This is a genomic window from Candidatus Bathyarchaeia archaeon, assembly GCA_038883335.1.
In the GTDB taxonomy this organism is placed as follows: Archaea; Thermoproteota; Bathyarchaeia; order Hecatellales; family Hecatellaceae; genus JAVZMI01.
In genome coordinates, this window is the sequence record JAVZMI010000001.1 from 180,933 (window position 1) to 207,050 (window position 26,118).

Annotated in this window: 28 protein-coding genes; 7 read left to right on the plus strand and 21 right to left on the minus strand. The window is 48.5% G+C overall.

Going from position 1 to position 26,118, the window contains the following annotated elements; all coding sequences use genetic code 11:
- The 12 genes from QXJ75_00980 to QXJ75_01035 all read right to left on the minus strand — a co-directional run.
- Positions 1 to 399: chorismate mutase (locus QXJ75_00980; protein ID MEM3736653.1), on the minus strand; the 399-nt coding region annotated here is incomplete at its 3' end.
- A complete protein-coding gene (gene aroC, locus QXJ75_00985; protein ID MEM3736654.1) occupies positions 396 to 1,496 on the minus strand; it encodes a chorismate synthase in 1,101 nt (366 codons plus the stop codon). The genes aroC and QXJ75_00980, both read right to left, overlap by 4 nt.
- Complete coding sequence (gene aroA, locus QXJ75_00990) at positions 1,486 to 2,772, minus strand: 3-phosphoshikimate 1-carboxyvinyltransferase (GenBank protein MEM3736655.1); 1,287 nt, start codon at positions 2,770 to 2,772, stop codon at positions 1,486 to 1,488. Before aroA ends, aroC begins: the two co-directional genes overlap by 11 nt.
- Positions 2,772 to 3,650, minus strand: coding sequence for a shikimate kinase (locus tag QXJ75_00995; protein ID MEM3736656.1), 879 nt, complete (start codon positions 3,648 to 3,650; stop codon positions 2,772 to 2,774). The genes aroA and QXJ75_00995 overlap by 1 nt, the downstream gene beginning before the upstream one ends.
- Before the next feature lies 1 nt (position 3,651).
- Positions 3,652 to 4,506, minus strand: a complete 855-nt coding sequence (locus QXJ75_01000) for a shikimate dehydrogenase (protein MEM3736657.1) — start codon at positions 4,504 to 4,506, stop codon at positions 3,652 to 3,654.
- A gap of 1 nt (position 4,507) precedes the next feature.
- Positions 4,508 to 5,188 (minus strand): type I 3-dehydroquinate dehydratase, encoded by a 681-nt coding sequence (aroD, locus tag QXJ75_01005; GenBank protein MEM3736658.1) that lies wholly within the window; start codon positions 5,186 to 5,188, stop codon positions 4,508 to 4,510.
- Complete coding sequence (locus QXJ75_01010) at positions 5,185 to 6,267, minus strand: 3-dehydroquinate synthase II (GenBank protein MEM3736659.1); 1,083 nt, start codon at positions 6,265 to 6,267, stop codon at positions 5,185 to 5,187. The genes aroD and QXJ75_01010 overlap by 4 nt, the downstream gene beginning before the upstream one ends.
- Positions 6,264 to 7,055 (minus strand): 2-amino-3,7-dideoxy-D-threo-hept-6-ulosonate synthase, encoded by a 792-nt coding sequence (locus QXJ75_01015; GenBank protein ID MEM3736660.1) that lies wholly within the window; start codon positions 7,053 to 7,055, stop codon positions 6,264 to 6,266. Before QXJ75_01015 ends, QXJ75_01010 begins: the two co-directional genes overlap by 4 nt.
- Before the next feature lie 12 nt (positions 7,056 to 7,067).
- Positions 7,068 to 8,105, minus strand: a complete 1,038-nt coding sequence (gene asd, locus QXJ75_01020) for an aspartate-semialdehyde dehydrogenase (protein MEM3736661.1) — start codon at positions 8,103 to 8,105, stop codon at positions 7,068 to 7,070.
- Positions 8,093 to 9,343, minus strand: a complete 1,251-nt coding sequence (locus tag QXJ75_01025) for an aspartate kinase (protein MEM3736662.1) — start codon at positions 9,341 to 9,343, stop codon at positions 8,093 to 8,095. Before QXJ75_01025 ends, asd begins: the two co-directional genes overlap by 13 nt.
- 637 nt (positions 9,344 to 9,980) lie before the next feature.
- Complete coding sequence (locus QXJ75_01030; protein MEM3736663.1) at positions 9,981 to 10,751, minus strand: prepilin peptidase; 771 nt, start codon at positions 10,749 to 10,751, stop codon at positions 9,981 to 9,983.
- 17 nt (positions 10,752 to 10,768) lie between these two features.
- Positions 10,769 to 11,644: a RimK family alpha-L-glutamate ligase gene (locus tag QXJ75_01035; protein MEM3736664.1), complete on the minus strand. Its 876-nt coding sequence runs from the start codon at positions 11,642 to 11,644 to the stop codon at positions 10,769 to 10,771.
- A 201-nt stretch (positions 11,645 to 11,845) separates the two neighbouring features.
- Between QXJ75_01035 and QXJ75_01040 the strand changes: the two genes are divergently transcribed.
- The 4 genes from QXJ75_01040 to QXJ75_01055 all read left to right on the plus strand — a co-directional run bounded on the left by QXJ75_01040 (position 11,846) and on the right by QXJ75_01055 (position 16,603).
- Positions 11,846 to 12,691, plus strand: a complete 846-nt coding sequence (locus tag QXJ75_01040) for a sulfide/dihydroorotate dehydrogenase-like FAD/NAD-binding protein (GenBank protein ID MEM3736665.1) — start codon at positions 11,846 to 11,848, stop codon at positions 12,689 to 12,691.
- A gap of 14 nt (positions 12,692 to 12,705) precedes the next feature.
- Positions 12,706 to 14,082 carry an NADPH-dependent glutamate synthase gene (gene gltA / locus QXJ75_01045; GenBank protein MEM3736666.1) on the plus strand — a complete coding sequence of 459 codons (1,377 nt, stop codon included), beginning with the start codon at positions 12,706 to 12,708 and terminating at the stop codon, positions 14,080 to 14,082.
- A gap of 107 nt (positions 14,083 to 14,189) precedes the next feature.
- Positions 14,190 to 15,149: an oxidoreductase gene (locus QXJ75_01050; protein ID MEM3736667.1), complete on the plus strand. Its 960-nt coding sequence runs from the start codon at positions 14,190 to 14,192 to the stop codon at positions 15,147 to 15,149.
- Entirely contained in the window at positions 15,146 to 16,603 is a 1,458-nt protein-coding gene (locus QXJ75_01055) for a Ni/Fe hydrogenase subunit alpha (protein ID MEM3736668.1), read from the plus strand. The genes QXJ75_01050 and QXJ75_01055 overlap by 4 nt, the downstream gene beginning before the upstream one ends.
- Positions 16,604 to 16,611: 8 nt before the next feature.
- Here the strand turns inward: QXJ75_01055 and cofC are convergent, their stop codons facing one another.
- Together cofC and cofD are read right to left on the minus strand one after the other, a co-directional pair.
- A complete protein-coding gene (cofC, locus tag QXJ75_01060) occupies positions 16,612 to 17,295 on the minus strand; it encodes a 2-phospho-L-lactate guanylyltransferase (protein MEM3736669.1) in 684 nt (227 codons plus the stop codon).
- Positions 17,296 to 17,298: 3 nt separating this feature from the next.
- Positions 17,299 to 18,228, minus strand: coding sequence for a 2-phospho-L-lactate transferase (gene cofD, locus QXJ75_01065; GenBank protein ID MEM3736670.1), 930 nt, complete (start codon positions 18,226 to 18,228; stop codon positions 17,299 to 17,301).
- A 252-nt stretch (positions 18,229 to 18,480) separates the two neighbouring features.
- Between cofD and QXJ75_01070 the strand changes: the two genes are divergently transcribed.
- On the plus strand, positions 18,481 to 18,636 hold the full coding sequence (locus QXJ75_01070; GenBank protein MEM3736671.1) for a hypothetical protein: 156 nt from the start codon (positions 18,481 to 18,483) through the stop codon (positions 18,634 to 18,636).
- A gap of 26 nt (positions 18,637 to 18,662) precedes the next feature.
- Complete coding sequence (locus QXJ75_01075; protein ID MEM3736672.1) at positions 18,663 to 18,815, plus strand: hypothetical protein; 153 nt, start codon at positions 18,663 to 18,665, stop codon at positions 18,813 to 18,815.
- Positions 18,816 to 18,985: 170 nt separating this feature from the next.
- On the opposite strand, the gene QXJ75_01080 is transcribed toward QXJ75_01075, so the two are convergent.
- Positions 18,986 to 20,356, minus strand: a complete 1,371-nt coding sequence (locus QXJ75_01080) for an SLC13 family permease (protein MEM3736673.1) — start codon at positions 20,354 to 20,356, stop codon at positions 18,986 to 18,988.
- A gap of 189 nt (positions 20,357 to 20,545) precedes the next feature.
- Between QXJ75_01080 and cofE the strand changes: the two genes are divergently transcribed.
- Positions 20,546 to 21,382 carry a coenzyme F420-0:L-glutamate ligase gene (cofE, locus tag QXJ75_01085; protein MEM3736674.1) on the plus strand — a complete coding sequence of 279 codons (837 nt, stop codon included), beginning with the start codon at positions 20,546 to 20,548 and terminating at the stop codon, positions 21,380 to 21,382.
- 57 nt (positions 21,383 to 21,439) lie between these two features.
- Here the strand turns inward: cofE and QXJ75_01090 are convergent, their stop codons facing one another.
- The 6 genes from QXJ75_01090 to QXJ75_01115 form a co-directional block, all read right to left on the minus strand.
- Entirely contained in the window at positions 21,440 to 22,642 is a 1,203-nt protein-coding gene (locus QXJ75_01090) for an aspartate aminotransferase family protein (protein MEM3736675.1), read from the minus strand.
- The gene (locus QXJ75_01095; GenBank protein ID MEM3736676.1) at positions 22,629 to 23,438 is read right to left on the minus strand and encodes a [LysW]-aminoadipate/[LysW]-glutamate kinase; all 810 of its coding nucleotides are present in this window, start codon (positions 23,436 to 23,438) and stop codon (positions 22,629 to 22,631) included. The genes QXJ75_01090 and QXJ75_01095 overlap by 14 nt, the downstream gene beginning before the upstream one ends.
- A gap of 5 nt (positions 23,439 to 23,443) precedes the next feature.
- On the minus strand, positions 23,444 to 24,499 hold the full coding sequence (argC, locus tag QXJ75_01100) for an N-acetyl-gamma-glutamyl-phosphate reductase (GenBank protein MEM3736677.1): 1,056 nt from the start codon (positions 24,497 to 24,499) through the stop codon (positions 23,444 to 23,446).
- Positions 24,500 to 24,605: 106 nt separating this feature from the next.
- Positions 24,606 to 25,442 (minus strand): lysine biosynthesis protein LysX, encoded by an 837-nt coding sequence (lysX, locus tag QXJ75_01105; GenBank protein MEM3736678.1) that lies wholly within the window; start codon positions 25,440 to 25,442, stop codon positions 24,606 to 24,608.
- 12 nt (positions 25,443 to 25,454) lie between these two features.
- Positions 25,455 to 25,628: a lysine biosynthesis protein LysW gene (locus QXJ75_01110; GenBank protein ID MEM3736679.1), complete on the minus strand. Its 174-nt coding sequence runs from the start codon at positions 25,626 to 25,628 to the stop codon at positions 25,455 to 25,457.
- Between the two features lie 129 nt (positions 25,629 to 25,757).
- A partial coding sequence (locus tag QXJ75_01115; protein MEM3736680.1) for a hypothetical protein occupies positions 25,758 to 26,118 on the minus strand: 361 nt, incomplete at its 5' end.

Sequence of the window (26,118 nt, forward strand, 5' to 3'; positions counted from 1 at the left end):
CTCTCTCATCCTTGAAGGTATAGTGAAACGCGGTTCAGAATGGTCAAGTCTACTTACCTTCTCACCTTTAGCCTCAAACTTTCCAGCCTCCTCAGAGATTTCGTAGAAGTAGGATACTCTATCTGGGATGACTTCGCCTTGAATCCTGACTGACTCCCAGACTAAGAGCCCAACCAGTTTCAGAGCCAGCTCCTTATTCAGCCCTATAGCTTCACTTAAGGATGTGGCCCGCTCTATTACCTCTCTCTCTACTGCGAGGTCGGTTATGGGGAGCCCCAGAAGCTTTTTTTTCTCTCCTATCTGTCGTACCAGCTCTAATCTCGCTTTAGCAAGCCTTAGTATACCGCTATCTATCCGGCGGATCTTTTCCCTAAGCTGGTTCACCTCTAGCCCTATCATAACGACACCACAGTCTTTATGAAACCTTGCCTTAGTATGTGGTCAACTAGAACTGTAGCGACAACTGCCTCCACAATTGGAACAGCCCTCGGCACCACACAGGCGTCATGCCTCCCTTTCACCTCTATCGTTGTATCCGTCATGGTTTCTAGATCGACTGTTCTCTGCCTCTTGGGTATAGATGATGGAGGCTTGAAGGCTACCCGAACCACCAAAGGCATCCCCGTGGAGAGACCACCTAGGATTCCCCCAGAATTATTCGTCAACGTTACCACTCTGCCTTCTCTCACAGCATATTCGTCATTGTTATCCGACCCTCGGAGACGTGCGGCTTTGAAGCCGGCCCCGAACTCTAAACCTTTAACTGCCGGTATACAGAAGAGAAACTTTGCCAAGTCAGCATCGAGTGAGGCGAAGATGGGGTCACCTAAACCAGCTGGTAGGTTAAGTGCCATGCACTCAACTATCCCACCAACGCTGTCACCTTCAGCCCGTGCGCCACGAATAGCTTCCTCCATTAGTTTAGACGCCTCAACATTAGCACATCTGACTGTGTTTGTGTAAACCTTAGATCTTATCTCGTCGAGGCTGGGCGGATGTGTCAAAGCCACCCCACCGATCTCCACAGTATGTGCAAGAACTTCAACTCCGATGGTTTTCAGAAGTTTCTTAGCTATGGCGCCAGCCATCACGAAACCGATGGTTACTCTAGCAGAGAAGCGCCCCCCACCCCGATAATCATTGAAGCCGCCATATCTGACATAGGCTGGATAGTCGGCGTGGCCTGGCCTAGGTCTCCTTTTGAGTTCTTCATAGAACTCTGACTGGACGTCTCTGTTCCAGACTAACATACATATGGGGGCGCCTGTAGTATAACCTCTAAATACTCCGGATAGAATCTCTACGTGATCCTCCTCTCGTCTCCGCGTTGAAGCCTCTTCGAGGCTCGGTCTTCTTTTATCCAGTTCCTTCTGGATATCCTCTGGTTGAAGGGGCAAGCCTGGGGGGCAGCCATCCACTATAGCTCCGACACATGCTCCGTGGCTTTCACCGAGGAGAGTCAGGGTGAAACGTTCACCTATAGAGTTAGCTGGCATATCTGACCTTGCCTCCCAGACTCTTTAAATCTCTGAAGAAGTTTGGATAAGACTTGTTGACACATTCGGCTTCGGTTATTGCGACATCGCCTAGGGCGCCGAGGGCGGCTATCGCACAGGACATAGCTATCCTGTGGTCATCGTGGGGGTCCACGCGGGCTCCCCTTAACCTAGAAGGCCCACTTACAACCAAGGTGTCACTGGTGGCTGTGATCTTGGCTCCCATCTTACCGAGTTCAGAGGCTAGAGCCTCGAGGCGGTTAGACTCTTTCAGTCGAAGTCTCCCTGCGTTGAGAAGCTTGGTCTCACCCTCTGCGAAGCAGCCTAAGGCGGCGTAGACTGGAACTAAGTCTGGGGTATCTTTAACATCGATATCAGTTCCCTTCAAGTGCCCACCCAAAACTTCAACCGAATCTCTCTCCACCTTCAAGTCAACTCCAAACTTGCTGAGGGCATCTAATATTTGAATATCTGGCTGGTCTTTTAGCTCCGTCTCCAAGTTCTCGACTCTCACTCGAGAGTTCGTGATACACGCAGCCGCAAGGATGAAGGCTGCTGAAGAGAAGTCTCCTATGACACGATGATCATGAGGCGTATACTTTTGGCAGCCATAGATCTTAAATTTGGCGTAATCCGGTGAGACATCAATTTTAATCCCATGTTTACTTACCACACTTAATGTTAGAGCTACGTATGGTCTTGATTCAAGCCTACCTAACAGGCGTATCTCCGTGTCTCCTGAGGCCAGAGGGCAAGCCAGTAAGAGCCCTGTCAAGAATTGGGAGCTTATATCCCCAGGGAGTGAGGTGGCGCCACCTTTTAAACCACCGCCGTGAACCGTGACTGGCGGAAAACCGTTGACCGAGCTACAATCTACCCCAAGGTCGCGCAGTGCATCTATCAAAGGCCCTACGGGCCTATTCAGAAGACTTTTTCGACCGGTCAAAACAGTCGTTCCAGTGGATAAAGCTGCTACAGGTGTGATGAACCTTATTGTGGAGGCAGAAGCCCCACAGTCGATCTCGCATCTCGGAGCTTGCAAGTCGGTTCTACCATGGATTACGAGTGTGTTTTCCGTCTCATCTATGGCTACCCCGAGAGCTCTGCAGGCGTTCACGGTGGCTAGGGTATCCTCGGAGCGGAGCGGATCTGTCAAAGTCGAGACTCCAGAGGATAGAGCCGCAGCTATAACTGCCCTATGAGTATAGCTCTTTGAGGGGGGAGCTGCGACGACTCCTCTAAGCTTTCTTCCTCCCTCAATCAGTACGTTAAGCATCATTCCATCCTCACAACCGAAGCTTTCCGCCGGTTTACCATGGTTTGTACAACCTGACCTGCGTATGGACGCCAAGCTTCGGCAACAGCGTTCGCATTTTCTTCCAAAACTACAGCGACAGTGGCGGGGCCTTTACCGCTCAGACCTGAAGCCAAAGCACCTGCCTCTAAGGCGTCAATAGCTGGCCCAGGGTCGTATCCAAGGGCGGCAGCATGCAGGAGACCATTCAATGTCAGGGCATGCCAGTAGTTTCCGAGGAGAGCTTCTCTCAAGGCTAGCTCAACTTGAGGAGCGATCAGTCTGACCCTCTTCAAATTGACATCTGAGGTGTATGCTTTCTTCGGAGGGATTAGGAAGAGTATTATATATTCATCATCAAACTCGTATCTCTTCAGTATCTGACGCCTGAGATTATCCGTAACTATGACTCCCCCTAAGAAGGAGGCACAGGCATCGTCGAAAGCGCCTGTTATGGTCACACCGGCTTCGATAGCTGCCTCCACGCTGAGGTTCACTGCCGTTAGGTCGTCGAGTAGTTCACCCAAAGCCGCCGCGGTTGCCAGCACGGTGGCGTTCGCGGCAGTGCTGCTGCTTTTCAAGCCTCTCGCGATCGGGATGGATGACTCGGTCTCGACTGAGGCGCCATATCTATTATCTCCACCGAAACGTTCGAGTACAAGTAAGACTGCTCTCTCGATTAGTTTTGTGCTTTCTCCCTCGTCACCTATTATTCGCCCTCTAACGATCCCCGCCTCGTTTGTAAGTGTTACTCTGGCTGTGGTTTTGAGAGCGACTCCGAATGCGGCTCCGCGCCCTGTGGCTATCGCGTTGACTATTGTCGCCGCTCCATGAGCTTCTGCCTCACCGAATCCAGCCACCTTACACTCTCACCAACCTTTCTAACACAGCCTTCCTCATGAGTTCTATGGGAGGCCCCACCCCAAGCCATATCTCCAAGGACTTGGCGCCCTGATGGACAAGCATCCCTACCCCATCCACCGTCTTTAAACCTTTTAACCGTGCGTCTCTCAACAGCCGCGTCTCTAGTGGTGTGTAGACTATGTCAAAGACCACAATGCCAGGCCTGAGGAGGTCTGAGTCCACCGGAGATCCTAAATGTGGGTGCATACCGATGGATGTCGCGTTTATGAGGATGTCAGCTTCAGCAAGTTCTTTTTTCAACACTGCACGGTCCAACCCCTTGGCCCTTACAGTTATACCGAAATGCTTCTTTAGCGCCTCAGCCAACTCGATCCCTTTACCCGCAGTTCGGTTGATGATGGAGATCTCCTCCACTCTTGATGCCAAGGCGAAAGCTATAGCCCGGGCAGCACCACCTGCCCCTATTAACGCAACCCTCTTCCCATGAAGATCTACCTTCGCCTCTTCCAGCGCTGAAAGGACGCCGGCACCGTCTGTATTATAGCCATACAGCCTTCCTCCCGAGTATTTCACGGTATTAACGGCGCCAATCTCCCTGGCGGTAGAGTCGATCTCGTCGAGGTAGCGCATCACATTTATTTTATGGGGGATTGTAACATTGAAGCCTTCGACCCCCAATGCCTTAAGACCGGTGATAGCCTCTCCCAGAGCCTTAGCATCAACTTTGAAGGCAACATATATGCAGTTTAAACCAAGGCTTTTGAATGCAGTGTTATGCATGACGGGGCTGAGGGAGTGCTCGACTGGGTCGCCTATTATGCAGTAGAGTCTCGTCCTCCCATTGACCTCCATCTTAAACCCCCATGATTCTATACGCCGCCCGAAGTTCCTCCACCGTAAGTTGTCCTGGCGCCGACTCTTTTCCATGTTGAATGGATGCATATGTAAATGCCGAGTCAAATAAAGGGGCTAATATTCTCGAGGGGGTGCCATATCGCCCCATGCAGAAGCATATAGATCGCCCAGTTGCAGTCATCTTCTCCAAAGATTTGAAGCAAGTGATGTTATCTCTAAATGACTTCGCCATGGTCACAATCTTACAGATCTCAGCGCCAACCTTCAGCTCTTCCAGAAATATTCTGTAAAGCTCATCCGCATCAGGTGTGAAGTTGAAGTTGTGAGATGATACAATGGGTTTTGAACCAGCACGCCGCACCTCCTCTACCATCTTGTTTAATCCTTCAGTCCTTAACTCTATATCTACATAGTCGAAGCCTGCGTCGGCTGCGGAGAGTAGTAGAAATTTCCTCTCCTCCTCCCCTCTGTCAAAGACTCCACCCTCCCAAATAGGCCTAACGGTGGCGATTAAGGGCAGAGCACTCAGTTTACGGACTCCTTGAGAGTTCATCTCTCTCTTCCAATAATCAATCCTTATCTCAGCAAGGTCGACTTTAAGCCGCTCAGCCTTAAGAAGCATATTCTTCAGTTCGTTTGGTGTTCTGGCCGTGATCACTCCGCAAATCTTGATGTTCACCGCTCAATCACGGTCTCCTCTCTCACAAGGACCCCAAAATGTCTCCCGCCAGGTTTGTGGTAGATCAAAACCTCATTCCCAGCCTTCAACTCTGAGACTGAGATAGAGCCATCAGCCGTTACAAGGCGAATTGTCTCAGCGTTCTGGACGATTGTCTTAAATCTTTTACCCTCAGCCTCCGCTTCCACCAATATCATGGGGCGCCTCTCAATTTTTATACGTCCTACGACCGCAGGGCGGGTGTTACCTTCCCTGTCGGAGATTAGAACCTCGTCTCCAGCCTTCAACTCTGAGAGGTAACGGGTTTGGCCGCTAGGAGACAGCGTGTAGAGGGATACCGGCCCAGCATTCACTCTGAAGGGTCTTGGCTCGACGTGAGGGTTCTCCTGAACCTCTGCTTGAACTAGAAAGAGACCTGAGGACTGGCAGCCTAAAAGCATTCCTTCTCCAGGCTGCATTAATTCACAGGTATCAACACAAACCCTCGCTCCTAGACCTAACTGCTTTACTTGGAGGATCTTAGCTGGTATGAGCTGCAACTTCGCGCCTTCACCGGATAACTTCATCTCAGCCATGAGTGTACCTACGGCGTATACCTCCTTAGGGTCGGCTGTCTTTAGGACTACGCCGTCGGCTCCAAGCTCAAGAGTTTCTAATGCAACCTTAGCTTCCGATGCGCTTGAAACTTCAGCTAGAAGTTTGCTTCTGCCGTGGATCTTAGCTATCAAATTCTCTAGGGGGATTACCTTCCAGTCAGGACAACTAATTATTATATAGTCAACTCCTTCCTCAGCCGCCTTTACAACATCAGCTTCATCCCCCTTCCCTCGGACGCTAACCCGGATGCAAGTAAGGGGCAAAGCCTTCTTACCCACCATGGTATGAGTCTCATCGACGCGTTCTAGGAGCTGAATTTCTCCACCAGCCTTGGATACGACCCTCAACCCTAGGTCTTTTGCAGACTTGAAAAGATCCTCACCCACCAAAACCGTTCCGGATACTTCGTGAGCAGCCTTCAGGACAGCCCCCCTTAAAGGCTCTGGCAAAGAGCTGCTGACCTCTACCCAAAGCTCCTTCACGGAGCACCACCAATAATCTTTAAAGCTTCTTCCACCGTCGCCCTCTTATGGACAATAGCCGATAGAGCTCTCACCATAGCTGCAGGGTCTGCGTGCTGGAATATGTTTCTACCAATAGACACACCCGCGCCTCCTACCTGAATGGAGTCGTAGACCATCTCTAAAACCTCCCTATCCGTCCTAGCCTTCGGGCCCCCGGCGATGATAACAGGCGCAGGACAGCTCTCCACGACCTCTCTAAAGCTCTCCAAGCTACCAGTGTAAGGTACTTTAATGAGGTCTGCCCCTAACTCAGCGCCTAATCGTGCCACATGCCGAACAAGTTTGGGGTCGTGCTCATCTTTTATGTTAGGACCCCTAGGATACATCATTGCTAGAAGCGGCACCCCAAACCTCTCGCAGCAGTCAGACACTTCACCCATCTTTGAGAGCATCTCAGCCTCATGCGTTGAGCCTACATTAACATGGATCGAGACGGCATCAGCTCCTAAGCGTAATGCCTCCTCCACACTGCAAACTTTTACCTTCCAAGTAGGCTCGACCCCAATGCTTGTACTGGCGGAGAGGTGAACTATGAGACCCAACCCACCTATATCCACCCTCCTAGCTATCCCTCGGTGGATTATGATCGCGTCAGCTCGCCCAGCGCGCAACTTGTCTACAATTTTCTGCATATCCTCGATTCCCTGAATTGGCCCTGATGAGACACCGTGGTCCATCGGAACGATTACCGCCCGTCTGTCTTCTCTGAGTATCCTCCGCAGCCGTCTCTCTTTTCCTACACTCACAAAACATCACCCTTACAGGTAACCTTTAGCTTTAAGGATCTCGGCATTAAGAATGGAACACCCAGCAGCCCCACGAATTACATTATGACCTGAAACCACATATTTAACACCGCAAAAATTTCTCCTTATCCGCCCGACAACAACAGACATTCCTTTGCCGGCCATGCGATCTAATCGAGGTTGAGGTCTATCAACTTCAGTGCGAACTACGATCGGCTGCTCTGGTGCGGAGGGGAGCCTAAGCCTTTGAGGTTCCCCTTTGAACTCCCTCATTACCGTAGCGGCATCCTCAGGGTCGATCGGTCTCTCTGTCTCGACGAATACTGCCTCTGTATGACCGTCTAACACTGCTACACGGTGGCAGCTGGCTGAAACCTTGAAGCTTGCAGCCCTCCCAGAGGAGCCGAGGATTTTTAAGCACTCCCTCTCCACCTTCTCCTCCTCCTCTTTGATGAAGGGAATAATGTTATCCACTATATCCATGGCTACAACTCCAGGGTATCCTGCACCAGAGATCGCCTGCATGGTAGAGACAACTAAACTAGAGATACCAAAATGGTCAAAGATAGGCTTCAACGATAAAGTCAGAATCGCTGTGGTACAGTTTGGGTTTGTCACGATTGCTCCATCCCACTTTCTCCTGCGGCGTTGCTCCTCCAACAATGCGGCATGATCTGAGTTGACCTCTGGGTTCATCAAGGGGACATCTACATCCATGCGGTGGGCACTGGCGTTACTTAAAACGATAAAGCCTTCCCGGGCGAAATCTTCCTCCACCTTACTCGCGATATCAGCTGGGAGCGCTGAGAAGACCATGTCCACTCCTTTCAAAGCTTCTGGAGTCACAGGTTTAACTTCGAGTTCAGCAGCTTCAGGCGGTATTACACCTCCCAAGACCCATCTGGCGGCCTCCGAGTAAATCTTACTCTGGGATCTCTCTGAAGCCGCCACGGCGGTCAGCTCAAACCACGGGTGCCCCTCTAAGAGTTGGACGAACTTCTGTCCAACCATGCCTGTTGCTCCTAGAACTGCTGCCTTTAACTTGGACATTCAACTTCACCTTTTGAGGCTTTAAACTCTTCAAGACTCCTATTGATCAATGCTAGTACTTGCTCCCTGCTCTCCCATGGGACAAAAACCCTTACAGACGAACTTATAGTCATAATGCCATAAATGTTGATGTTGTTCCTCGCCAAGGGACCTACGACGAGATTAACTATGCCAGGGATCCTCTCTAACTCTCGTCCAGAAACCACAACCATTGCAAGTGAGTCAAAACTATGGATCGCTTTAGCCACTCCATGGTCCTGGATCATACCATGAAGATGCTCGACTAAGGTGTGAGGGTTCTCAACGTATAGGAGTATCGAGGAAGGAGTCATCGTCACCCCGAGTACCTTATAGCCTGAGGAGACTGCCTCCGATACCACTTTGAGGGCGGTTGTTGAGGTGGAAACACCCTGACCGACGAGAGTAATCATCGATATTTGAGCACCGTGGAGTTCGGCGCTGATATCGCTCTCCAACTCACCAGTTATGACAGTCCCCCCAGAAAGGTCGGCGTCGCTAAAGCCAACTACGCGGAGAGTGAGTGAATTCCTCTTGTAGGTTAGAGCTTTCGGGTTTAGGATTTTGGCGCCAGCTAGAGTTAAGCTAAAGATCTCTTCCACATCCAAAGCGTCAATCTTCTTAGCGCCATTAACCCTCTTAGGGTCAGCTGAAAGCACACCGCCTACATCCTTAACGAAGACAACTTCGTCCGCCCCCACACAACTGCCTAGAACTACAGCTGTTATATCGCTTCCTCCACGCCCTAAAGTTGTCACTTTGCCCTCCGGTGAGCGGCCAACGAAGCCGGGAACAACGGGTACGCAACCACGTTCCAATAGCGGCTTTAGCATCCTTTGGACAACTACCTGAGTCTCCTCCATCTTCACTTTAGCATTTCCAAATGTCGAGTCGGTTAGAATAGGCCATATATCTGACTCTGGGTCGATGCCTATAGCCTCGAGACCTTGTGCTTTTAGAGCACTCACCATCAGCGGCACTACAGTCCTCTCTCCCATTGAGAGAATAGCGTCCAGGTCTCCAGGAGATATCTTTTTGGAGGTAGATTTCATTGCCGCATCTAGCAGGCTGTCAGTAACCCCAGCCAACGCGGAGACAACTACTATCACCCGCCTACCTTTTCTCACCTCTACTGCAACTTTTTGTGCGGCGGCTACTAAGCTGGCTGGTGTTGAGAGGCATGATCCTCCAAACTTAACAACAATAGTCTGAGCGCTCACAGGTTACACCTCCGCTGGCCCGCCGCTGAAGGTAGACTCTCGTAGACCGAGCAAAAAAGTGGCTTATAGGCTGAGCCTAAAACGTTTCGTGCCAGGTAATTAACATACCGACACATAGAGGGCGTAGTAAACGCTAAGCCTCCTGAAAACGCAATCACCCGTCACGACTTCACTGCCCTCCTTCAAACCCAGAATGGGTCTCTACCCTATATTTAAACATTACCATAAATGGTTCTGCCAGAGGCTATCTAACAATGAACTCATTTCGTATTGGAGAGCATTTCGTATTGGAGAGTTGAAAGAGAGGTGCGGTAATGTAAGACATAACCCTGACTGCAATGCGCCAGGCGGATATTCGCGCAATAATTTTGGGGGCCGCCTTGTGGGAGGAGTCTAACGGAGAAGTCTGTTAAGGATGGTAACTTAAATGGAGTAGATGTGGCGAAAAATATCCAAGGCGGGAACCCCTTTTTAATGGTTAATGAGGCTGCCTAAAAAGCAATGCTCATAAAACCGATCGATAACCAATTCCAAGATGAATATAATTCAACCCTCCTCGGTTGACGCTTGTCCTAGCAGAAAAAATGCCCTTCTTGAGTTGCTGTCAAATTTAGGAGACACCTACTATCTTAACAGTCTAAATAACTCTGGCAAGGAGGGTTATAAGCCAGAAGAGGATGTCGCCGAAGATTAAGGATGTGAGGAAGCCCAGAGTTATGAAGACTAACATGGGTAGGGCGGCGCTCACGAAGACGTATTGGGGTATTTCTTCAGCCCTTGGAAGCTGATAACTTTCATCGACCCTTCGAAAAAGAACTAACTTCCTTTGGGAGTCACACGAGTCTGAATGAGGCTCCTCAGCCAACATATCGTATGGTTTCACCTCAACTGAGCGTATCTTCTTACATAACGCTATAGCGGCAGCTTTGCGAAGGAGGGATTCTTTTCGGTAACCATCAAATAGACCGATGCTAGTCTTATGTCTCCACCTCAGGTTTGAGAATACTACGTAGGGTATTGCAGCCAAGGATATCAGGAGCGAGTTAAAGAAGATCACTAGTGGAAAGACAATAATCACATACCCGAGAGGTGGATTTAGTGACGCCGGCGGCAGTGGAAACAGGAGAGCCAACCCAGTCAACGCCTTCGAATCTGCCCCACCATAGAAGCCTAGATAAGAAATGGCAACGAATAACCCGATAGAGGCACCGGCTGAGGCAAGCTTTAGTAGGTTTATCTCTGTAGGGGAGCCCAAGGTGTAAGATTCGAAGACCGTTAAGCCTGCGGCGGTGGGCAAGAAGACCGACCAAACAGTATTGGGAACCTCTCTCGCCTTCAAATCGTGGTAGGAAGCCCACATTAGAAAAGTTAAACCTACACTGAGCTTCACGACGTCGACAATTAGCATTCTCTCCCCTTCTGAAGTTACCTTCTAGCTTTTTGTATCACATAGTCCGCCATTTTACCCGCCACATCTATTCCCGTCGCAGTCTGGAGCCCCTGGAAGCCTGGCTGGCTGTTTATCTCATGAACCAAGAGACCATCCTCGCCTTCCATTAAGTCTACACCAGCGATCTCGCAGCCAATAGTGTTTGCCGCCTTTACAGCTAGATCCTTTACTTCACTGCTCGGGTTGTAAGGAATAGGTATGGCGCCTTGGCTTACATTCGTTTTCCAACTAGCTGACCTACGGATTATAGAAGCTACAACCTCACCAGCTATTACTAAGCTGCGTATGTCACTGTTGCCATGGTCGATGTACTCTTGGAGATAGAGAACTGCATGATTATAGTTCAAGAGCCTACAAATCCTAGCTGCGATCTCTCTGTCCTCTATCTTGGTTATGCCCAGCCCCCTAGAGCCGAAGATCGGTTTAAAAACAGCCTCTCCATTCAGCCTGTCGAACGCGGCTAATGCCTCCCTCACATTCTCGGTAACTATAGTTCTAGGCACCGGGATGCCTGCATCCTCAAGGAGTGTTAAGGTGAAGTATTTGTCTGCAGCTCTCTCAATGGCTGAGGGATTATTAGTCACCGGAACCCCTAACCTTGCGAGCCGGTGGAGAAGGTCGACTCTAAAGATTATTTCGTCTAGAGACCCAGGCCCTATAGGTCTGACGAGTACTCCATCTAGGGTGCGGAGATCAACCCCCTTAACCCCAACCTCAGGTTTTGACCCCACCCCAGCCACAACTTCTGGAAGACTGAAGCTGAATGTTGATACCCCCCTCGCCTGGAAGGCTTCTATGATCCTCCTTGAACACCAAGAGTTCTCATTCCTAGTTATGATCCCTATTCTCACCAGCCATCACATCCAAAGTGTATGCTTCGAGTGGTAGAATTCGTTAATAATAACTTTCTCTTAAGGAGATACATCAAATTTATGGAACAAATGCGAAGACTTTTTTACTGCGACAAATCTTCTTGAAGCTAATTGCCGTTGAAGTATAGATCGGCACTTAAGAACTTAAAACTCTTACGACAGTAAGCGGTGAGAGTAGACATGTATAAAATAGTAGCGAAGAGGGAGTTAGCTCCAACTGTGAAGCTGTTTGAGATTTCCGCTCCCTTGGTGGCAAATAAGGCTAAGGCTGGGCAGTTCATAATTTTGAGAATTGATGAGAAGGGGGAGAGGGTGCCATTCACTATTGCAGACTGGTCGCGAGAGAAGGGGACAGTTACAATCGTCATCTTAGAAGTTGGTAAGACTACGAGACAATTAGGCGCTATGAAGGAGGGTGATCACGTTTTAAATTTTGTGGGCCCTCTTGGCAAACCAGCTGAGATTGAAAATTATGGGACCACCGTCTGCGTAGGTGGAGGTGTAGGCATAGCTTGCATCTACCCTGAAGTTAGGGCCTTAAAGGCAGCAGGCAATAGAGTTGTTTCTATAATAGGAGCGAGATCTAAGAATCTGCTGATATTCGAGGAAGAGATAAGAAAATTTAGTGACGAGTTCTACATAGCCACCGACGACGGCTCGAAGGGGCACCGTGGTTTTGTGAGTGATATACTGCAGACATTAATTAACACAAATAAACACATAGACCGAGTAATCACAGTCGGGCCTCCAATAATGATGAAGGTAATAGCCAACCTCACGAGGCCTTATGGGATAAGAACCGTCGCAAGTTTGAATCCTATAATGGTTGATGGAACCGGTATGTGCGGTAGTTGTAGGGTAATTGTTGGCGGCGAGACGAAGTTTGCATGCGTAGACGGCCCAGAGTTCGATGCTCACCTAGTTGACTTTGACCATCTCATAGCCAGAAATAGGAGATACGTTGAGGAGGAAGCTTTATCGCTTAGAAACTATGAGGAGGCTACTTCAAAGTGCCGCAAATTATAAGAAACAAGCATCCTATGCCCGAACAAGACCCAAAGCAAAGGGTTAAAAATTTTGATGAGGTGCCGTTGGGCTATAGTCTAGATACAGCTATAGCTGAAGCAAAGAGATGCCTAGAATGTAAGCCTCAGAAGGGTAGAAAGATCTGTGTAGACGGCTGTCCTGTTGGCATAGACATACCAGCCTTCGTGAAGCAGATCAAGGAAGGAAACATCGAAGGAGCTATTCACATAATAAAAAAGAAGAACAATCTGCCCGCAATCTGTGGTAGAGTCTGCCCTTATGAGGATCAGTGTGAGAAAATGTGCGTCATGGGTGTGAAATTTGAGCCGGTGGCTATTGGGAGACTTGAGAGGTTTGCCGCAGACTATGAAAGGGAGAGAGGACTCAACGTTCCAGAAAAGCCTGTCTCAAAGGATGGGAGAGTGGCGGTTGTTGGGTCAGGGCCAGCTGGGCTTACGGCTGCGGCTGATCTAGCTAGAATGGGCTATAAAGTCACCATTTTTGAAGCCCTTCATGAGGCTGGAGGAGTATTAATGTATGGGATTCCAGAGTTCAGGTTACCGAAGAAGATCGTTAGAGCTGAAGTTGATTACGTCAGGTCTCTGGGAGTGGATATTAAAACAGACATTGTGATCGGGAAGACTATTACCATCGACGATCTGCTTGAAGAGTTCGATGCCGTGTTCATCGGAACTGGTGCAGGGTTGCCCAACTGGATGAACATTCCAGGCGAGAACCTGAGCGGGGTATATTCTGCGAATGAATTCCTTACAAGGATCAACCTTATGCGTGCCTATAATTTTCCCGAATATGACACGCCTATCCGCGTCGGCAAGAAGGTTGCAACTATTGGCGGCGGAAACGTAGCTATGGACTGCGCAAGAACAGCCTTAAGGATGGGCGCTGAAGAGTCCTACATATTATACAGGAGAACAGAGAAAGAGATGCCTGCCCGCATTGAGGAAATAGAGCACGCTAAAGAAGAAGGTGTCATATTTAAGCTGCTCGTTGCTCCGACGCGTTACATAGGTGACGAGAAGGGCTGGGTTAGACAGGTGGAGTGCGTCCGGATGGAGCTAGGTGAACCTGACGCCTCTGGCAGGAGAAGACCCATCCCAGTCAAAGGTTCAGAGTTCACAATGGATGTAGATACGGTGATAGTTGCAATAGGTCAGAGCCCGAATCCGCTAGTTCCAAAAGCTACGCCAGGTCTTCAAACTACTGAAGAGGGCACGATAATAGTTAACGAGGAGGGGCTAACTCTGAAAGAGGGCGTATTTGCTGGGGGTGACATAACTAGCGGAGCAGCTACCGTCATCTTGGCAATGGGTGCCGGGAAGAAAGCTGCTGCGGCAATAGATCGGTATATATTCACTAAAAAATGCGGCTAGCATCCAGAGGATACTATATAATAAGTGGATTAGTAGATAACCGTAAAAATTATATATATTATGTCGCTGCTACTTTAGCTAACTAACAAATATGGTGATCGATGCAGATGCCTAAATTAAAACTTGCATTCTATTGGGCTGCAAGCTGTGGTGGGTGTGAAATCTCCGTGTTGGAGATAGGCGAGAAAATACTTACAGTAGCGGAGATAGCGGATATAGTCTTCTGGCCTGCGGCACTGGACTTCAAGTATGCGGATGTGGAAAAAATGCCCGACAAAACTATTGATGTCTGCTTCTTTAACGGTGGCATCCGAACCTCAGAGCACCGTCATATAGCTGAACTTCTTAGAGCCAAGTCTAAACTTCTGGTAGCTTTTGGCTCCTGTGCTATGGAAGGCTGCATCCCAGGTCTAGCAAACCTGCACAAGCGTGAAGAGATATTTAACCGTGTCTACCACGAAACACCCACAACTGACAATCCAGGGGGAATAATCCCCAAAACCAAGGTAGAAGCCCCAGAGGGTACACTTGAGTTGCCAGAATTTTTAGGTCGCCTCAGCACTTTAGGTCAAACGGTTGATGTGGATTATTCGATTCCAGGATGCCCACCGGTAGGTGACCAAGTGTGGGCTGCTATTGAGGCTATTGTGAGCGGCAATCTCCCACCTAAAGGTTCCGTTATAGGAGCTAGAGATAAGACTCTCTGTGATGAGTGTGAAAGGAAACGCGAGGGGAAGAAGATTAAGAAGATCTACCGCAACTACGAGATTATCCCTGACCGCGAGAAATGCCTCCTCGAGCAGGGCATCCTCTGTATGGGGCCGGCCACCAGGGGAGGCTGTGGGGGCGCTTTATGTGTCAAAGCGAATATGCCCTGTCGGGGATGCTATGGCCCCCCTCCCGGCGTCAGAGACCAGGGTGCCAAGATGCTTTCTGCGTTGGCATCGATACTTGAGGCGGAAAGCAGTGATGAGATGAAAGAAGCCGTCGACAAGGTAGTTGACCCGGTTGGAACCTTCTATATGTTCGGTTTCGCGAATTCACTTTTAAAGGAGGCTAAGAAATGAAGACAATAACGATAGACCCTATAACAAGGCTTGAAGGGCATGGTAAGATAAGTATCTTCTTAGATAGTGAAGGTAATGTCGCGAATGCCTACTTCCAGGTACCGGAGCTGAGAGGCTTCGAGAAGTTCTGTGAGGGCCGCCGCGTCGAAGAGATGCCTGACCTCACCTCGCGGATATGCGGAGTCTGCCCAGAAGCCCATAGCATGGCTTCGACTAAAACTCTTGATGCGGTCTTCCACGTAGAGCCGCCGAGCGCGGCTAAGAAGATAAGGGAGCTACTATACAGTGCCTTCCAGTTTGCTGACAAGATAACTCATTTCTACATACTTGCAGGTGCGGATTTCGTTGTCGGCCCAGAAGCATCTCCAGCTGAGAGGAATGTCCTAGGTCTCATAGCGAAGGTTGGGAAGGAGATAGGGCTCTCAGTAATCAGACACCGCCTCATGGGGCATCAAATTATACAGATGATTGGCGGTAGGCAAGTTCACGCAACCTACGGATTACCTGGAGGTGTGAGTAAACCTCTAAGCAAGGATGAGCAAGTGAAGATAGAGGCTATGGCTAAAGAGATGGTTGAGTTCGGTAAGTTCAGCTTGAAACTCTTCGAGGATGTCGTCCTCAAAAATAAAGACTATGTCGACATGATTTTTAGCGACGCCTATACCACAAGGACTTATTATATGGGTACAGTTGATCAGAACAATAAGGTCAACTTCTATGATGGGATGATCAGAGTCGTCGACCCTGACGGTAAAGAGTTCGCAAAATACCCCCCCGCAGATTATATGGAACACATAGCGGAGCATGTTGAGCCGTGGTCATACCTCAAATTCCCCTACCTGAAGAAAGTTGGGTGGAAGGGGCTCGTCGGCGGAAAGGGTAGTGGAGTCTACCGGGCGACACCGCTCTCACGTCTAAACGCCGCAGACGGTATGGCTACCCCTCTAGCGCAAGCTGAGTATGAGAAAATGTATGAGACTCTGGGAGGTAAGCCTGTTCACCATACTCTAGCGACACATTGGGCCCGATTGGTTGAGTTGATGTATGCTGCAGAGAGGACACTGGAACTCAGCCAAGATCCAGAGATTCTCGATTCGAATGTAAGGCAGATACCAAAGGAGACACCGACAGAAGGTGTGGGTGAGGTTGAGGCGCCTAGGGGGACACTAACGCACCACTATGTAACCGATGAGAGAGGAGTACTCAAGAAGGTAAACCTAATTGTAGGGACGACCAACAATTACGCGCCAATCTGCATCTCAATCAAGCAAGCTGCCCAAGGACTGATTAAAGGTGGTAAAGTCTCGGAGGGGCTCCTAAATAGAGTCGAGATGGCTTTCAGAGCATACGACCCCTGCTTCGCATGTGCCACTCACACCTTACCCGGACAGATGCCTCTAGAGGTCACGATATACGACGAGAATCAAAAAGTCATCCGAAGGCTTAGCCACTGAGATCCCTTCTAGAATTTTATTTTTTTTACGAAGCCATTGCAGGGTATTTCCTTCCTGAGGAAACGGTGTGTAAACGTATCTCCTCCCACTCTAAGGAACTCTTCAACATCTTCGGGGGTATCTATGTCGAGCATTACCCTCTTAGAAAAGTATACAGATAGTTTAAGTCCTCTCTCTTTTGCCATTCGAATGTGAGCAGTATAGCTTTCATTTTCGTAGCAGGTTCTTATTACGTCGGGCGGTTTAAGAAGTAGCGCGTTAGTTCCATCATAGCGTATAGAGGGGGTTATAACCATCGACCGCTCATCTGCTGCCATGCTAATCATCCTATCTATGTCCCGTGGTGTTATAAGTGGAATGTCTGAGGGTAAAATTAGTGCGCCCGTAGCGCCCCTATGCTTGGCATAGCTTGTGGCAATTGCTACAGCTGTGTTCACGCCCCTCTCAGATTTCTCCATCAAAGTCTCGGCGTTCATATCTTTAGAAAGCTCATGGATTGTTGGGTCTGAAGATACGACAAGGATGCTCCTGATGTCTCGTGAACGCTGCACCGCGTTCATCACGTCTATAAACATGTTTAAGCCAAGTTTGCACCTCCCATCGGCGTCCAATATTGGAGCTAAACGGCTCTTTATATTTCTCAAACCTTTTACAGGTATAATGACGTCAACAACCATACCGAAGAGCCCCATCTCTCAATGTCTCTTCAAAATCTCAACCACCTTAGCTGCTAACCTCTTTCTACCATCCTTGCTCGCCATAGCCGTGTCGGTCAGGATGCATTCCACGCCCAGCTGATTTATGCGCCCTTTTAAGGCTGAATCCTCGAAGTCAATCACTATAGCATCTAAAAAGTCTCGATAAAGCCAAGCGACTCCAAAGGATGATACTTCCACCCCGATACCTTCTAGAAGCTTCCCCGCAGGCCCACTAAACGGTCTTCCTCCCACTATTGGAGATACCGCAACCTTCTTCGCGCTGGTCTTTACTAACGCGTCTTTTATGCCAGGTATGGCCAGAATCGGGCCTATGCTTGTTACAGGGTTGGCAGGCGCTATAATTATACCATCAGCCTTCTCTATAGCCTCTACTACGCCGGGGGCGGGTGAGGCTTGCTCAGCTCCTACATACACCACACCTAAAACTCTATCTCTCGCCTCCCGCTTAACCCAAAACTCCTGAAAATGTAACAACCCATTATCAGTTAGAATTCTCGTCTCCACAGGAGAGTCAGATGCAGGCAGTATCTTTGCCCTAACTCCAAGCAACGCCGAGATGCGCTGGGTAACTTCAGCGAGACCACGACCAGCTCGCCTGTGAAAGGTGCGATAGATGTGAAGAGCCAGATCCTTGTCGCCCAGCCTGAACCACGTCTCCACCCCCAAGCGAGAAAGATTAGCTAGAGCGTTGAACGTGTCTTCCCTTCGCCCCCACCCCCTTTCCTCGTCCAGTAACCCGGCAAACATATATGTTACCGTATCAACATCTGGGCAGATGTAAAGGCCGAAGACCTCGAAGTTATCTCCCACGTTGACTATAACTGTGAGATCCTCTTCACAAAGTATCTCGCGAACGCCCTCGAGAAATTTCGCCGAGCCCGTCCCACCAGATATAACAGTTATCATGGTATGCATCTGGTTCAGAAGCATACCTTGCTATATAATGCTTATCAAGGTAAGATGGGCCTTGGCGTTGAGGCAACAATGGGAGAGATCTTTTTTGACCCCGAAAGTCTTGGCGTGTAAGTTACATCTTGCGCTATTTGTGCGTCTACTTTGCCTGAGTTTTCGGGACGAATTGGGGGTGGTGAGAGATATTTCCTTACACGTAAACATTTTTGGCAGTAGAGGTAATGTCTTGAGGAGTTACTAAGGTGAATGAGACGTGAATTGCACTTCCAACACCTCAAACTTTATCACCTGCCGTTAATTAAAGAGCTGAGCTTCAAGTTTAAATCGACGGCAAAGCGAATAGAAGAGTTTGAAAAGATAAGGAGGATCGTCCAGAAAAATAGACAGAATACTTCAAAATAGAAAAGCAAAACTTTAGCAAAAAAGTATTGGACGACGACCATGCAATAGAATCAGACTTGGATAGACTCGGGAAGATTATACCTAAACCCACAAACTGTAATGTTTCAGCTTTAGTGGAGGATATACAAGAAGCTGGAAAAACTTCGGCCATACATGGCTGCCACTCATGGATAAAATGATTCCGATTAAGCCAAGAACTATAGTTTACATTAGGTTCACTGGCAATGTGGGTCTTATAGCTGACGTTTTTCATCGAATGCAATTGGCGCGTATTTTATAAAATGGTAGGGGCGGCGGAAAAAACTTCCATAAAAAACGTGTAATAAAGTAATGGTTTTAGGTTGCGCGGTTATAGCTGAACCCAGAGGAGCGCGAAGGCTATGAAGAACGTCAGTATGGAGATCGGCACACCCAAAATCATCCACCCAACCATGGAGAATGAGCCTATCTTCTTTTTCTCAATCAGTCCTGCTACCACAATGTTGGCCGTAGAGCCGATTACAGTGGCATTGCCGCAGTAGGTTCCGCCGATTAGCATCATCCACCAGATCGGCTCTATAGGTAAGCCTACGTCGCCTAAGGCTTGAACTACTGGCGCTAATGTGGCTACAGCTAACACGTTGTCCATAAAGGCTGTTAGAACAGAGATGACCCCCCCAACTAGTAGCATTGTGTCGAATAGTCCGCTGACTGATTTGGCGATTGTGAGCGCGATTAGGTCTGTTACACCTGTAAACCTTAATGTCCCTACACTCGCGAAGAGCAGTAGGAAGTAGAGTAACGTCCACCAGTCAACTTTTTCTATGATTTCACGGGCGCGTCCCCTACTAATCATTAGAACAGCACCAGATCCAAGCAGAGGAACCCCCAACAACATCATATTCTTCCCAAGATGTAAGTATTCTTCTATCTGGTGGTGAAGTATCAGCCCAGCAAGCACCCCGATGAATATGCATAGGGCGACCTTGAGGTCTCGGCTCATCTTAACCTCTTCAAACTCCAATACTTGACCTGGATTGCTAAGCTTTGTTCCACGCATCAAGTAGACCATACCGATTACTGCCGTAAGTACGCTGTTTATTATCGCTAGAGGAAAGACCCATCTAATGAAGTCGCTGATCGTTAAACCGGCTTGAAAGGCGATTAGAACCCCCACGGGGTTTCCAACTGGGAGAGCGCTGCTTCCTATATTAGTCGTGAATACGAGGAATATGATAAACGGTATAGTCTTTTTGCCTTCTATTCCATATTGGGATAGAACTTTCAACATTATTACACTCATAAATAGTATCGATGTTACCTCGTCCACAAGTGCCGCCATTATGGTTGCGAGAATTAGTATTACAAATATCAGCATAGGAGGACTCTTCGAGAACGGCTTTATCATGATAGAGATCAGCCAGTCGAAGAATTTCTTCTCCTCAAGGAACGCTATCACTGACATCATACCGACAAGGAAGAGAACTATGTCCAAGTTCGCAAACTCAATCAAATGTTCTATGTCTAAGACCCTAAGGGCGAGGAGAAGCGATATGCCTATCAGAGCAAACCCGTTTCTAAACGGCCAATAGAAAAGAGAGCCTGCAATGAAACTGACAAATACAGTCAGCGATATGAGTTGGGGTAGGCTAACCTCTCCTAGTACTGTGGAGATCACATAAGGCGCCAATATCACGATGGCGAAGTAGCTGGGAATTTTACATAATTCAATTTTATTCAAAGCTTACACCATCCATTTCTGGCATAACCGCTTTTAAAGAAGCCTCCTACCTTTGTTTGGACTGCACGTTTCCGTGTCAAACGTACATCACGAGGTTTGCATTTGTATCGTGGTTATTTTTGGCGGTAAAGTTGCACATTAATCATTACGGAATGGTTTATAAGATTTTGCGTCAACTTCAGAAACTTTATGAGAGCCTCCAAGAGTAGACAACAATGCCCCAAGGCTAGGCATAAGGCTACGAAAGGAGACGGAACCATGCCATCACCTCCTAAAATAGAGGTTATCGGTGTCACAGGTATTCCTCTAATTCAACCCGGAGACGACCTTCCCTCACTGATCTGCGATGCTGTTAAGAGGCAAGGTTCGACCTTTGAAGATGGTGACATCTTAGTAATAGCACAGACCGTGGTTTCTAAAGCTGAAGGATCGATCATAAGGCTTAGCGAAATAAAACCCTCAATTGAAGCGAAAATCATCGCCGAACAAGTCGGAAAAGATCCAAGAATCACCGAGGTCATCCTAAGAGAGGCGCGGAGGGTAATTCGCCTCCGAGGACCCCACCTAATCACTGAGACTAAACATGGATGGATATGCGCCAACTCAGCCGTCGACATATCTAACGTTACAGGTGGAGATGCTGTAACGACGTTACCAGAGGACGCCGATAGGAGTGCCGAGAGGATCAGGCAACAAATAAGAAAGCTGACAGGGAAAAAGGTGGCTGTAATAATCTCAGACACATTCGGCAGAGCTTTTAGGATAGGTCAGACTAATGTAGCGGTGGGAGTGGCAGGGATAAGACCTCTCTTGGATAGGAGAGGCGAGAAGGATCTTTTCGGATATACACTAAAGGTAAAGCAGATTGCTGTGGCTGATGAATTAGCCTCAGCAGCCGAATTAGTCATAGGTGAAGCCGCCGAAGGCATACCGGTTGCGTTGATTCGAGGATACGCTTTCAAACCAGACGAGAAGGCTAACTCGAAGGAGTTAATTAGGCCGCTAAATAGCGACTTATTCATTTAATGCGCTATAGCTCTTGAACTCCGCTCAGCGAACCGCATGATAAACCTTCGCGGATCCTCAGCCCAACCGCTTATTCTCCTCCTCGGCCAAGCAAAGTTCAAGTTTCTCAGCCACAGTGGAGAGCTGTTCCCGAGTAATTACACATGGCGGTAGGAAACGGATAATATTCACCCCAGCGTCAAGAATTATGACACCCTCTTCCATCATCCTCCGGATTATACCCATGACATCGAACCGTAACTCAAAACCTATCATCAACCCTAGCCCTCGAACTTCCCTCGCGATTCTATACTTGCCCACTAGTCCGCGAAGTAACTCCATAAAATGGTTTCCGAGGGTTTCAGCCTTCTCCCATAGTCTCTCCTCTCTGATTACATCTATAGTGGCGGAGGCGGCAGCACATTGTAAGGGGTTACCTCCGAAGGTGCTTGTATGCTCGCCAACTTTCAAAGAAGAAGTGACACTCTCTGTGCCCACCGTTATGCCGATCGGAATTCCACTACCTCCAGCCTTTGCCAAACATAACAGATCTGGGGTGACGCCCCAATGTTCGCAAGCAAAGAATCTGCCAGTTCTTCCAAACCCGGTCTGAACTTCATCGAATATTAATAAAACATCCTTCTCCTCGGTGATCTCCCTGAGCTCTTTTAGATAACCGTCCGGTGCAACGTAGACTCCACCTTCTCCTTGAACTGGCTCCACTATAACTGCTGCTGTGTCATTGGTTATGGCCTCCCTGACCCGATCAGCTCGACCGTAGGGAACAAATTTGAAGTTAGGCAATAAAGGCATAAAGGGTGCACGGTATTTTGAGTCCCAAGTAGCTGATAGGGCACCCATAGTCTTACCGTGGTATGCCCGCATGGTAGAGATTATTTCACGCCTGCCAGTATGTCTCCTCGCCATCTTGATGGCGGCCTCCACAGCCTCCGAGCCGCTATTAGAAAAGAAGACTCGATTCAGCCCCTTTGGTACAACTTCTATTATCTTTTCTATCAACTCTGCCCGCGCATCATTATAGAGAGAGATGTGGCAGGAGAGGAGTTTTCTAGCTTGCTCCTGAATAGCCCTTATCACCCTATCGTTTGAGTGACCAACCGTGCAAGTTCCATAACCAGCCATACAGTCGATATACTCCTTCCCATTGAGATCCCAGATGACGGCACCTTTGCCACTGACAGCCACAATCCCTCTCCGGTTATACGAGTTTACTAGGTGGCTGTTCTCGATCTGGATAATTTCTTCCCTACTTAACGGCAATTACGGTCCCCACCTCATGTCTAAAACTCGAGGAGATCGGCTTCTCCAGAAGCCCAGAGGTGATTACCACCTCATTCACCCCCATACTCAGTGCCTCCATAGCCGCGTAGACCTTCTTCTTCATACCGTGGCCTATCCGCTGGAGGTTCATCTTTGCATCCTCGACGGTCATTCTATCCACCTTAACCCCATCAAGAATAACCCCTTCCACATCTGTCAAAAATATAAGCTTATCCGCATCGAGAGCACCCGCGATGTATGCAGCTGCCCTATCACTATCTACGTTTAAGAACTCGAACTCATCACCCACCGCGATAGGTGCGATAACTGGAAGGAAGCCAAAGCTTAGGAGAGCCTTTAGAACGTCACTTTCGACCTTGGTGATCTTCCCGGTGTAGCCTCCATCTATGATCACTTTCCTCCCCCGCTCATCTTGGATGAGCAACCTCTTCTTCCTTTCAGCCTTCAACAAGTTCCCGTCAACACCCGAGATCCCTATAGATTTGATGCCGCGGCTGGCTAGGGCGGCAACTATCTGTTTATTCAACTTCCCAGCCATAACCATCGTATAGACCTCCATGGTTTCAAGATCAGTATACCTGCTCCTCATCCCGTCAGGAGACTGGATAAATTGCTGCTTCTTCCCAAGTTTCTCAGCCATCTCGGTTACAATTGCTGCTCCACCATGCACAAGAATGACCCTACCCTCGCACATAACATCTCTTAGTTCACTAGATAAATTGGCAGGAAAACCTTTCCGAAGGATGCTCCCCCCAATCTTAACTACCGTCAGCATAGTTATCACGCAGGGTGAAGTCCCGGCTGCTGCAGACCGGTTCTTTCATCAACATCCAGCATAATGTTAAGGTTTTGGACTGCTGTTCCAGCGGCTCCTTTAACGAGGTTATCTATGGCTGAAATTGTCACTAAGCGGTTAGTGTGACCGTCAAGCTCGAAGCCAACGTCACAATAGTTCGAGCCTATTACGATCTTTGGGTCAGGGTACTTATACAACCCTTTTCGATCCCTTACTAATCTAACGAAGGGTTCATTCTGGTAAAGCCCCCTATAAAGCTTCCAAAGTTCAGCCATGTTTGTAGCCTTAACCAAGAACGAGTGAGTTGTAGAGAGAATTCCACGAACTATGTTTACCGCGTGAGCAGACATAGCGACCCTAATACCATCGTGACCAGAGATCAATCTAAGTTCCTGTTCAATCTCCGCTGTGTGCCTATGGCCGACTGGCTTATACGCACGGATGACACCAAACCTCTCAGCATGGTGAGTTGCCATGCTAGGCTTCACTCCCCCGCCAGAAGAGCCTACCTTGACATCGGCGATAATTCTATCCTCATCCACGAGACCAGCCCTAACAACAGGAGCAAGTGCCAACGTGGTCGCGACCGCCATGCAACCAGGGCAAGCCACAAGCTGCGCGCCCTTCACCTCTTCTCTATGTAACTCGGGCAACCCGTATACTGCCCTCTGGAGGAGTTCAGGGTTTGGGTGTACCCAACCATACCAGAGGGGGTAGTCGTTAGGGTTCTTTAACCTGAAGTCCGCGCTAAGATCTATAACTTTTAGGCCAGCTTCCAACAATTTAGGAACAAGTTTAGAGGATACACCGTGAGGCGTAGCCGTGAATACAATATCACATTTCTCCACAGTTTTAGATATGTTTGGCTCGTCGAATTGTAAACCGGTCATGCCTCGTAGATTAGGATGGACCCTGAAGATATATTCGCCTGCATACTCTCGTGAGGTAGCTTGAGTAATCTCCACCTTTGGGTGAGATAAGAGCAACCGCAGCAATTCGCCACCCGTGTAACCTGAAGCGCCAATTATCCCTACTCGCAAATCACCCACATCCTAGACTTAGCTAACGTGAGAACTCTGCCGTGGACAGCTTTAGGTAGCATATACTTATAAAAAGTGTAATTACTAAACGACAAATTTAAGCGTTTTACCTCCTAGCCTTCACGAGCAAGTAGCCAATTATGTACTCCGGTATGTCGACCTTGGTTGCTGAGACTGTAGCTTGAAACTCTACCGTAGGGTTGACCTCGTGGACAAGAAGGCCCTCCTTCGTCTCCATCATATCTACACCCAATATTCCCCCACCAACCGCCCTAGCAACCTTGATTCCGAGTTCTCTGATTTCGTTTGTTACGCGACACTCCTCCGCCTTTCCACCTTTTGCTATATTGGTCTTCATATCTACGAAGGAGTACCTGTAAATCGCAGCGGCAACCTCATCCCCAACCACAAAGACCCTTAAATCTCTCGGAGGCCTCTCAACTACTTCCTGAATATAATAAACTTGGTAGAGGGGATACATGTACTCCCTCTCTTCAAAGACAGCTTTAGCTGTCTCTCTATCCTTTAGAGGCACGATAAACCTGCCCCAGCTGCCCACCACTGGTTTGAGGATTGCCGGATAGCCCACTTCATCCAAAGCCTTAAGCGCAGCTTCGGATGTAAAGGCCACATGAGTTCTCGGCGTCGGGACACCAGCTTTCAGTAAGGCGAGAGTTGTGAAGAGCTTGTTTCCACAGACCAGACTTACTTGGAAATTATTGATTACGGTGTATCCTCTGCTTTCCAGTATGGCTGTTGAGTGGAGGTTTCTAAAGTAGCTGGCGCACCGTTGAAGGATCACATCCCAATAGATTGCTTCGTCCCCAATCAAAGGGAATGTGCTATCTTTGGCGTCAATTAGATTAACAGTTACACCTCTATTCTTAGCCGTCTCTAGGATGGCTTTCTCTTCCCAGCGGATTTGGTCGAAAACTAAACCTATGCTTGGCGTAGGTTACTCTCCCCAGTCTTCACCCGCTACTTGTGCCTTCTTAACTTCAAGGGGGTCAGAGTTTATGTTGACCACTTCCAACTCTAAGCCGCAGTCTGGACAAGTTAGAACTTCGCCCTTTATCACATCCTTTGGCGCATCAAACTCACAATCGCATTCAATGCACTTGACTTTCATATCTCAACACCAACAGTTATCTCTTTAGCTACGCAATGGTTAGTTTTAAGAGAACTAGTCTTAGATAAATATAGTTTACGCCACAGCTTACCGAATCGGGGCATTTTATAAAAAAAAGGAGGATGTTTGTTATAGAGTTGACACTGTGGCTTTCTGGTCGACTTTGAATTTAGACTTCTTAAAGTCTTCTTCCCCAACCCTGACTATGTTCTTCCCTTCATCTTCAGGTAGCGCCTTAGCGATCCTGAAAGTAGGCAGGAGGCCCCCCATAGAGAAAATGCCTTGACGTATCTCAACCATATCTCCTTCTTTTGCCTTCAACTCGGCTATGGCTTTAGTGCTCAACCTAGCTATACCGGAGTCACCCTTAGTTGGCGGTCCCATATACAATTTAACTTTACCCAACAGCCCCCCTCCATCAATATTAATGGAAGCGCTGCATATAGACTTGACGGTAAGTGCCCCGTCAATTTTTTTAGTGCTGTTCACA